Origin of the sequence: Corallococcus sp. 4LFB (assembly GCF_046520365.1) — a bacterium.
Taxonomy (GTDB): Bacteria; Myxococcota; Myxococcia; order Myxococcales; family Myxococcaceae; genus Corallococcus; species Corallococcus caeni.
Genome location: NZ_JBKGHJ010001066.1, coordinates 1 through 1,063, shown reverse-complemented (window position 1 = coordinate 1,063; position 1,063 = coordinate 1). Strand labels below are relative to the sequence as shown.

The 1,063-nt window shown below is 75.8% G+C and carries 1 pseudogene; it reads right to left on the bottom strand.

What is annotated here, in order from left to right:
- A pseudogene (locus ACLEQD_RS44070) lies at positions 1 to 1,063 on the bottom strand (HEAT repeat domain-containing protein); the annotation flags it as partial.

The following is a 1,063-nucleotide window of genomic DNA, read 5'->3' as shown; positions in this document are numbered from 1 at the left end:
CGCGCGCGCCACGTCCGGCGCCAGCGGAGGCCAGGGCCAGCGCCAGCGGCTCGTCGCTGCCGGCGGGGTACAGCTCCTTGAGGCCCGCGAGCGCGGCGCGGCGCACGAGTTGGTGCGGGTCTTCCAGCGCGCGCAGCAGGGCGGCCACGGCGGCGGACGTGCCCGCGTAGCCTTCCTGCGTGAGCTTCACCACGCGGTCCACGGCGTCGCGGCGGACGCGGTGGCCTTCCTCGTCGCCCGCGGTCACCTGCCGCAGCAGGCCCACGTAGGCGCCGAAGGCGAGGCGGCGCAGGTGCTGACGCTCCGCCTGGGTCGCGCTCTGCGGCGTCGCCGACGCGCCTTCCGCCGGCTTCACCGCGGAGAAGAGGCGGCGCAGCCAGCTCTTGCCCGTGGCGGAGGCCGTGCCCTGCTTCTCCGGCGTGGAGGGCTGCACCACGTGCGCGGCGCCCTCGGCCGTCTCCGGCTTCCAGGGGGCCTGCAGCGAGCTGGGCCGCGCGACCTTCTGCGCTTCACGGAAGTAGTCCAGCGGCTTGTTGCGCAGCAGCAGCACCTGGGCCGCCGCGTAGCGCTGCTCCGGCTGGCCACTTGAGAGGGCTTCGGCGAGCCCAATCACGCGCTTCGCCCGCTCGTCCTCCGCGGGCCAGTCCTTCATGTCGCCGGCCTTCTCCGGACGCGGCGGCAGCAGCACTTCGACCAGGTGCGCGCGGTAGGCCTCCGGCTCCGTGCGCAGCTCCAGCGCGCGCGCCGCGGCGTAGCGCACCTCCGGACGGCCGCTGGACAGCGCGCTCGTCAGCAGGTCCGGCGGTCCGCCCTCGCGGCTGGCGCGCAGGTCCCGCGCGAGCACGATGGCGAAGACCATCTCCTGCACTTCTCGCGCGGAGTCCTCCAGGCCGTGCAGCAGGCCACCGTCGCCCTCGGGGCCCAGGGCCGCGAAGGCGAGGATGGCGCCCAGCCGGATGGGCAGGTGCTCATGGCGCAGGTTCCCGGTGAGCACCGGCAGCCGCGCGCACGTCACCCAGGCGCGCGAGGCCGTCCGCCGCCCACGAACGCGCCGCCACCAGCG